Source organism: Streptomyces glaucescens (genome assembly GCF_002154375.1).
Taxonomy (GTDB): Bacteria; Actinomycetota; Actinomycetes; order Streptomycetales; family Streptomycetaceae; genus Streptomyces; species Streptomyces glaucescens.
Genome location: NZ_MUND01000539.1, coordinates 1 through 8077 on the forward strand (window position 1 = coordinate 1; position 8077 = coordinate 8077).

Consider the following 8077-nt stretch of genomic DNA (forward strand, 5'->3'; position numbering starts at 1 on the left):
GCCAAGTGAAATGACGTCTTACAGGGCTAGGTACGCGGTGCCAGTGCGACGTCGGTGCCGCACGCGAGCACGCCACGGCGCCCGGGACCGCCAGTACCTTCAGGGCGCCGCACACGTCCCGCTCGCTCGCGTCTCGCCGGCCGGGGCACGCACGAGATGTCAGCTGGCGCGTCGGCGCGGTGACGACGACAGCCATCACGACCTCGCATGCCGATAGCGGACAGCTGCTCCACCCGCTCCGGCGTCAGCGTCGCGGTCCTGCTGCGCTGGCTGCTGATCCACGCGCCGAGCTTCAGCTCCCGCACCTGCTCGGCCCGGCCGCTGCCGTCGGCGAGGCCGATGAAGGGGCGCACCGCGGTCATCTGCGACGGCAGCAGCTCGGCCAGCTGAGCCTGGGCGCCGGACCGGTGCTGGAGGGGCTGGGCCGGTGGCGGGCGTAGACAAGGACGTCGCGACCGTGCGGCGTGAGGCGGGCCGCCCACCGCACAGTCCCGTCCGCCCGGGCGGACAGTCCCGCCGACTCGGCTCTGTCCGCCAGCGCCGCGCCTCGGGCGCCACCGCCGTAGCCGCCAGGTATGGCGGCTACCCTGCCGCCGATGGCCGCCATCTTCCTGGCCGCCACCGTGGTGGCGGTAGTGCTCTCGCGGAGCCCTGGCTGATCCTTCAAGCCGGCCCAGATCCGGTCCCGGGCGCCGCCGGGCGGGCGGGCCCGGCTGCGCGCAGCGTCTCGGACGGCCGCTTGGTCTCAACGGGCCCGATGTCCTGCATCTGCGGGCGGCGCGTGTCGAGACGATCCCGGTCCCGGATCGTGGATGGGCCCTGGCCCATGAGAGCGAAGTGCGGAATCGTGCGGAGTCCGGGCTCGTCGCAGGGCCGTCGTCCAGCATGCGGCTGCCCAGGTCCGTTAGGGACATCAACCAGGCTAGTAAGGGAGAGTTCGTGGAAAAGGAAGACCTGTACGCGAAGGACGTCTCCGCCGTGCAGTGGCGCAAGAGCAGCAGGAGCATATTCGCCTGCGTGGAGGTGGGAGCTCTTGGTGGCGGGGCTGTGGTGCTGCGGGACTCGAAGGCCCCGGACCGTGGTGATCTGCGCTTCACTTCTCAGGAGTGGGCCGCGTTCCGTGACAGTGTGCGGGACGGCGAGTTCGGCTGAGTAGCCGCCACGTTCGGGGGCAGGCCGCCCATACCAGCGCAGCGCGGGCGATCAGCGGCCTGGCCGCCGTGCGGCGTGAGCGGCCGAAGCAGGCCATCCGCCGACGCCCCTGAACGCGATGTGCCAGGGATACTGGGTGGGCTTCTGGTTCAAGAACGCTGGAGCCGCCGCCCGGCCTGCGCAGGAGCAGCGCGGGTTCCACTTCCATGTGCAGCCGGTGCTGCCCTGACCCGCCCGGGCTCCGCGTCACCCAGTACCCATGGCACGGCGCCTGGGTCGTGGCCGCGCACGGCGCCTACGACCTGCACTCGATCAGGCCTCTGGCGAACGCGTTGCGGACCGCGGTCGACGCACATCCCAAGGTGGTCCTGGACGCCTCCGGCATCACCTTCGAGGACTCCACACTGCTGAACCTGCTGATCCTCACCCACCAGACAGGCAACCTGCGCGTGGCCGCGCCGTCACATCAGCTGCAGCGGCTCTGCGAGATCACGGCAGTCGACACCGTCCTGGAGACACGACAGACGGTGGACGACGCCGCCATCTCCTGAAACGCCCGCACCGGCACCACGGGCCGTCGCCGACGACGCCTGGGTTTCCGATGAACCTCGTGACGGGCGGGCCGCCGCCGGCAGAACCAGAGGCTGTCTCTGAGTCTCGACCATCACTTGTGTAGGTTTCGTGTGTGAGTGATGAGGTTAATCTGCAGAAGTTGTTCGACGATGTGTGTCAAACGCTTTCCCGTGCCGGCTTCGATATCGCGTCCGCGAATGCTGAAGAGGATGCTGGGCTGCGGGTCCGCCAGGAGCCGGATGCGGTGGTCGTGGGCTGGGTTCCGGCGGACCAGTTAGATCCTGCTGGGAGGATGGACGCAGAGTATGAGGGTATTCGTACCGCCTTGCGTCAGGCGTTGCTGGAGATCCTCACTCAGGCCGGCTTCTCCGTGCAGGCGGACCGGTCCAGTGGAGAGGTGCGTGTGCAACCAGCCTGATCGCTGCCTCTCACCGCGCCGCAGCAGCTGAACGAACACCTGACGGCGTTCCTGGGATGATACGGATCCCTTGACACGGATCGGCGTCATCCATCGGTCAGCCGATGAATGGTTCTGACGCCTGGCCGCTCCGGTCTCGGACGTCACATGTCGCGCCGCTCTCGCGGCGGCCCGGCCGCCGACCGCTGGTGTTCTCCAGGGGAACGACGAACAAGCGCAGTAACCGGTGACAGCCAGTTGAGGGCGACTGGTACCGATTACGCTTTGGCGGGGCCGCGCCGGGGCCATCAGTCGCTCGCCGCCGTGCTTGGCGGTCGGCCACCTTTGGGGTTGGCCAGGCCGAACTCTTTGCGGGTGGGTGTCGGACGCCGCATCACCCGATCCGAACGGAGCCGGCCTAGGATCTCGACGGGCTGCTCAGCGCTACGTCGCGGGACAACTCGCCCAGCGCATCAGGCACGACTTCGAGCGAGTTGAGCTGTCGAGCTGTCCGGGGGCCGCGGGCCCCAGGATCCCGTGCTGCGCCCCGATGTCCGTCGATCGCGGCCGATGCGCGCGGGACGAGCACAGCGGCGCAGGAGTCTTGACGTACGGTGCTCGGGGTACGCGAGGAGACCACTGGGCCTTGGAAAGGGGCTGCGGATGTCGGTCGACCTCGTCGGCTTCCTCGGTGTCGTACTGGCGGCCTACGTGGTCCCGGGCCCGGACTTCCTCGTCGTGGTCAGATCGGCCACCGAACATTCCGCCAAGGGGCGGGCTGCGGCACTGGGCGCCCAGACCGGGCTGTGCGTCCACATGATCGCTGCCGTCGCCGGGCTGTCACTGATCGCCACCCGCTCCCCGGTCGTCTACGAGGCCATCAAGCTGCTGGGCGCTGCCTACCTCGTACATGTGGGGATCCGGGCGATTCTGACAGCCCGGCGCGCCGCTCGGCAGCGGCGCGCCCAGCGAGGCGTGACCGGCGGTCCGGAGGATGCCGCCCCGCCGTGGGGCACGGCGGGGAACGGTACTGCCCACGAGCGGTGGCGCTCCGGCTTCACCCAGGGTTTCCTCACCAACGTGCTCAATCCCAAGGCGGCGTTGTTCTTCCTCAGCGTGCTGCCGCAGTTCGTCCACGGCGGCGGCTCCGTCACACGGCAGATCCTCTTCCTCGGCATCCTGGACATCCTGATCGGCGTCGTCTACTGGTTCGCCCTCGTCGCCGTCGCCGCACAGTTGCGTGTGCTCCTCTCCCGGCCGAGGATCCGCCACCGCTGGGAGCTGGCGACCGGCTGGTTGTTCATCGCCGTCGGCGTGGGCGTCGCAGCGGCTGCGTGAACCGGAGACCGTGCAGTCACCAAGGCCCCTCCTCCGCCGCACCGTGACGGAACCGCCACCCGTGGCCGGGCCGGTTCAGGTGCCCTCGGCCGGGGTGTCCAGCGGCTGTGCCCGGGCGATGAGCAGGGCGACGTCGTCGTGTTCGGCCGGCTTCCGCAGCCGCTGCAGAAGCCAGTCGCAGGTCTCCTCCGCGGAGCTGCGCGGCGGGGACAGCAGGCGCACCAGGTCGCCCAGGCGACGGTCGATGGGGTCGTCGCGCGTCTCTACCAGGCCGTCGGTGTACAGGACGAGCTGGTCGCCCGGGAGCATGTCGAAGGTCGTGGTCTCGAAGGGGACGCCGCCCACTCCCAGCGGGGTGCCGGTGGGCAGTTCGAGGAGTTCGGGCGGCGCGCCGGCCCGTACCAGGACCGGCGGCAGATGGCCCGCGCAGGCCACCTGCAGATGGCGGAGTCGCGGGTCGTACACCGCGTACACGCAGGTCGCGATGTAGGGGTCGAGGCCCTGGGTGATCCGGTCGAGGTGGCTGAGGATCCGGGAGGGTGTGAGGTCGAGACCGGCGAGGGTGGAGGTGGCGGTCCGCAGCCGGCCCATGGTCGTGGCGGCCGGGATGCCGCTGCCCATGACGTCGCCCACCGCGAGGGCGGTGCGGTCCCCGCTGAGCGGGATGACGTCGTACCAGTCGCCGCCGACCTCGCTGAAGGCCTGTGCGGGCTGGTAGCGGGCGGCGATCTCCAGGCCGGGGTGGCGGGGCGAGGGTTGCGGCAGCAGACTGCGCTGGAGGGTCTCGGCGGCGCTGCGGATGTGCTGGTGCAGTACGGCGTTGTCGATGCTCAGCGCGGCGGACGAGGCGAGTTCGCAGGCGAGGGTGAGGTCGTTCTCGTCGAAGGGCTCCGGGTTGCGCGCACGGGCCAGGCCCATCACTCCGATGATCTGTCCGCGGGCGATGAGCGGGATGGCCATGTCGGTGTGGACTCCGGCCCGTGCAAGCAGGTCGGCGGCGGCGTCGTCGGTGGCGGCCCGGCCGAGGTCGCCGCTGCCCAGGTGCCTGATCAGCAACGGCTGTCGGGTGCGCAGGCAGTGGGCCGCAGGGTGGTTCGCGTGGTACGTGGTGAGCCGGCCCGGGGCGATGACGGGGTCGGAGGCGTCGGTAGGGCAGGCGGTCTTCACCGCGAGGGCGCGGAACAGCGGCGGCTGCTCACCGATGTCCGGCCGGCCGGTCCGCAGCACGGAGTCCAGCACGTCCACCGCGATCATGTCGGCGAGGTCGGGCACGAGCACGTCCGCCAGCTCCTGGGCGGTCCGCTCCACCTCCAGGGTGGTCCCGATGCGCGACGAGCCGTCGGCCATCAGCCGCAGGCGCTGCTGTGCCCGGTCGGCCTCCCTGGCCGCCTCGTATCGGTCGGTGACGTCGATCACGACGTTGGCGATGCCCAGGACGTTCCCGCCGTGGTCCTGCAGGCGGTAGATCGACACGGCCCAGGCGTGGTCGCGGTCGGGGTCGGCCCGGGTACGGCCCACCACCTGCCGGGCCACCACGGGCAGCCCGGTCTCCAGCACTTCCAGCATCTGGTTCTCGGCGGCCTCGAAGGGCGCGCCCGGAAGGATCTCGCGGAAGCTGCGGCCGACGTGACCGGCTTCTGGGACGCCGTGCATCGACGCCAGGGCCGGGTTGACGGCCACGTACCGCAACTCGGTGTCCAGGACGGACAATCCGATCGGCGCCTGGGTGACCAGCTGGCTGGACAGGGCCACTTTGCGCTCAACTGCCGCAACACGCCCCGGTCGGTGGCCAGACCCAGGGCGTAGTGGTCGCCGAGGTTGTCCGTCAGCCGCATGTTGCGGAACTCCACCACGAGGCTGCTGCCGTCCTTGTGCCGAACGGGGAAGGATCCCGCCCAGCCCCGGCCGGTCACCATCACCTCGGCGAAGAGCCTGATGGCCGCCTCGCGGTGTTCGGGGCTCAGCAGCAGGTGGGCCGCGTACTGTCCGACCGCTTCCTCACGGGTGTAGCCGAACAGCTCCTCGGCCTGCGGGCTCCACATGTCGATCCGGCCGTCGGCCTCGGCGAGGACCGCGGCGACGCCGAGCAGGTCCAGCAGCCCACTCGGGCCGGACGCGGGAGCCTTCGGACCACCCGAAGGCTCCGCGTGCTGATCCACTCGTCTCATCGCACTCACCCCTTCCACCTGGCGGCCTCCTCGCGCCTCGGTGGACGGACACACCGCATCCCCGCTGCCCGGCGACACACGTTCACCTTGCGGCACACGGCTGAGGACGGCCAGGGGACGCGCCGGAACAACACCCTGCCGAGATCGCTGCGGCGGACGGACGCCCCCGCATGAGAACGACAGGGGGCTCACCTCGCTGGATCGGCTGTCGCCTCGAGCTCGTCAAACGTCGTCCTGTGAGGGTCCTTCCGGGACGTGCTCCGGATGCGGACCCCGCCGAGTGGGGCTGACAGGCGGGTTTCGGGCCACGTATGGGCGGTCGTCCCGGCCGGAAGCCGGCCCGTACGGCCGCTCGTGAGCCGCCCGGGGGCCGAGGTGTCCGTGAAGGACCGCGCCGGTCAGCCGTGGCCGAAGGGGCATCCGCCCTTGCCTCGGGCCTTGGCGTCGTCGTCCAGGTAGAAGTTGGGGCGCTGGTCGGCCTCGTCGTAATAGCGGTGGAAGACCGGGGTGATACCGCCGGACACGGGGGGCACGATCCAGCTCCAGTCGGCGGGTACGGTGCGGCCCTGCTTCTCCTCCTTGGCGAGGTGGGCCATGAAGTGCCGGGACTCGGTGTGGTGGTCGCTGATCCTGACGCCGGCCCGGGCGAAGGAGTGCAGGACGGCGACGTTGAGCTCGACCAGGGCGCGGTCGCGCCACAGAGTGGTGTCGCTGCTGGTGTCGAGTCCGAGGTGTTCGGCGATGACGGGCAGCAGGTCGTACCGGTCGGCGTCGACGAGGTTGCGGGCCCCGATCTCGGTGCCCATGTACCAGCCGTTGAAGGGGGCGAGGGGGTAGTCGACGCCGCCGATGCGCAGCCGCATGTTGGAGATGGCCGGTACGGCGTGCCAGCGCAGTCCGAGGCCGCCGAAGTCGGGGCGGTCGGGGTGGCTGAGGTGGACCTCCAGGACGAGGTCCCGCGGGACGTCGAACAACTGGGGCTTGTCCTGGGCGGTTTCGATGACCCAGGGCAGCACGTCCCAGGCGCCGCCGGGGGCCTGCCAGCCCAGGCGCCTGACGGTGTCGGTGAACTCTGCGTAAGCCGGGTCGCCGACGATGTCACCGCTGTCCTGGCGGTGGCCGGCGTAACGGATGAGCTGGTCGTTCCACACCCGGGGGGCCCGGCTCTCCGGTGTTTCGGGGGCGAAGACGGAGATGACCGGGCGGATGCGGCCGCCGTTGGTGGCCTGGCGCAGATGGTCGCACAGGTGCCGGTGGATGTCCTCGGCGGTGGTGGCCCGGCGGCGGTCCAGGACCCGCAGGCTCTTCCAGTACAGGCGGCCGATGCACCGGCTGGAGTTGCGCCAGGCGACACGGGCACCGAAGACGAGTTCGTCGGCGCTGTGGGTGTAGGTGCCGGTCTCGTCGATCTGCGTGCGTATCTGCTGGAGCCGTGCGGTGAGCGGGAGGGGCTGGTCGGGGTGCTCTCCGTGGTGGAGGCGTACGAACTCCTCCGCCTCGTCCCAGTTCGCCTCGGCGGGGTCGGGCCGGGCCGACGGCGCGGGTCGGGCCGGCAGGCCGGGGGTGTCGGCGGTCGGGTCGAGGGTGTAGATGCGAGCCAGAAGCGTTTCGGAGTTCATGGGTTCCTCGCGGGTGGCGTTCGGCTCCGGCAGTGGGTCATGCGGCGGGCTGGTTCCGGGCCGACTACGGCGCGACGGTGGGCGCGGGCACCCGCGCGGAGGCATCGACGACTTCGGGGACGAGTCGTTCGCCGCGGGGTGCCCGCGCCGGCCGGGGAGCCGTGTCGTCGGACCGGCGGTGGGGACCGGGCTCAGGTGGCCAGGTCGCCGGACCGGGGCCGGCGGGCGATGGAGGTTCCGAACAGCTCGTCCCAGTACGGGGCCGAGATGCCGAAGCCTTTGGTGTCGTCGCGGAAGTGGTGGCGCATGTGGAGCGAGCGCAGGTGACGCATGAGCCGGCTCCTCGGGGTGGCCAGGTGCAGGTAGAGGTGGAACAGGTCGTAGCTGAGGTAGCCGAAGGTGTAGCCGGCGCCGAAGGTCAGCGGCAGGGAGCCGAGCCCGGAGGCCAGGTAGATGGTTCCGCCGACCATCGGGATGCTGAGCGCAGGACTGAGGATGGAGCGGCGCGGATCCGTCGGGTAGTCGTGGTGGATGCCGTGCAGGATGTAGTGCAGGCGTGCCCCGAAACCCTTCTCGGGCTCGTAGTGCAGCACGATGCGGTGTCCCCAGTACTCCGACAGCGTCCACGTGACGTAGCCCGCGGCCGCCCATCCGACGAGCGCCCAGCCGCCGGTCTCGCCGAGGGAGAACAAGACGCAGGCGGCGATCACCGGGGTGAACATGGCGACGGTGGTGACCGGGTGGACGTGGATGAGGTGGTCCAGCCAGCGCCAGCCGACGACGGCGGGGGCATTGCCGCGCCGGACGGCGCCCTTGTAGCTGCCGGGGCG

General features: G+C 70.6%; 8 protein-coding genes and 1 pseudogene. 5 read left to right on the forward strand and 4 right to left on the reverse strand.

Annotated features, from left to right (window positions below; genetic code table 11):
• Positions 1-26: 26 nt before the first annotated feature.
• A complete protein-coding gene (locus CCN42_RS45935) occupies positions 27-296 on the reverse strand; it encodes a helicase associated domain-containing protein (RefSeq protein WP_339384444.1) in 270 nt (89 codons plus the stop codon).
• On the opposite strand from CCN42_RS45935, the gene CCN42_RS42805 reads away from it, so the two are divergent.
• From CCN42_RS42805 to CCN42_RS31020, 5 genes are all read left to right on the forward strand, one after another.
• Positions 208-390 carry a hypothetical protein gene (locus CCN42_RS42805; RefSeq protein ID WP_158102152.1) on the forward strand — a complete coding sequence of 61 codons (183 nt, stop codon included), beginning with the start codon at positions 208-210 and terminating at the stop codon, positions 388-390. The genes CCN42_RS45935 and CCN42_RS42805 overlap by 89 nt on opposite strands.
• A 549-nt stretch (positions 391-939) precedes the next feature.
• Complete coding sequence (locus CCN42_RS31005; RefSeq protein ID WP_245877543.1) at positions 940-1152, forward strand: DUF397 domain-containing protein; 213 nt, start codon at positions 940-942, stop codon at positions 1150-1152.
• Between the two features lie 278 nt (positions 1153-1430).
• A complete protein-coding gene (locus CCN42_RS31010; RefSeq protein WP_339384443.1) occupies positions 1431-1703 on the forward strand; it encodes an STAS domain-containing protein in 273 nt (90 codons plus the stop codon).
• A gap of 134 nt (positions 1704-1837) precedes the next feature.
• On the forward strand, positions 1838-2143 hold the full coding sequence (locus tag CCN42_RS31015) for a hypothetical protein (protein WP_086740599.1): 306 nt from the start codon (positions 1838-1840) through the stop codon (positions 2141-2143).
• A 642-nt stretch (positions 2144-2785) separates the two neighbouring features.
• Positions 2786-3460, forward strand: a complete 675-nt coding sequence (locus CCN42_RS31020) for a LysE family translocator (RefSeq protein ID WP_086740600.1) — start codon at positions 2786-2788, stop codon at positions 3458-3460.
• A 75-nt stretch (positions 3461-3535) separates the two neighbouring features.
• Here the strand turns inward: CCN42_RS31020 and CCN42_RS31025 are convergent.
• The 3 genes and pseudogenes from CCN42_RS31025 to CCN42_RS31035 form a co-directional block, all read right to left on the reverse strand.
• A pseudogene (locus CCN42_RS31025) lies at positions 3536-5628 on the reverse strand (SpoIIE family protein phosphatase).
• Positions 5629-6026: 398 nt separating this feature from the next.
• Positions 6027-7247: a nitric oxide synthase oxygenase gene (locus tag CCN42_RS31030; RefSeq protein ID WP_086740602.1), complete on the reverse strand. Its 1221-nt coding sequence runs from the start codon at positions 7245-7247 to the stop codon at positions 6027-6029.
• Positions 7248-7438: 191 nt separating this feature from the next.
• On the reverse strand, positions 7439-8077 hold a 639-nt coding region (locus tag CCN42_RS31035; protein WP_211294829.1), incomplete at its 5' end, for a sterol desaturase family protein.

Bases quoted from the DNA above. Each gene is read 5' to 3' on its own strand.
- CCN42_RS42805 (WP_158102152.1), top strand. From the start codon at position 208: ATGCCGATAGCGGACAGCTGCTCCACCCGCTCCGGCGTCAGCGTCGCG.
- CCN42_RS31030 (WP_086740602.1), bottom strand. From the start codon at position 7,247: ATGAACTCCGAAACGCTTCTGGCTCGCATCTACACCCTCGACCCGACC.
- CCN42_RS31020 (WP_086740600.1), top strand. From the start codon at position 2,786: ATGTCGGTCGACCTCGTCGGCTTCCTCGGTGTCGTACTGGCGGCCTAC.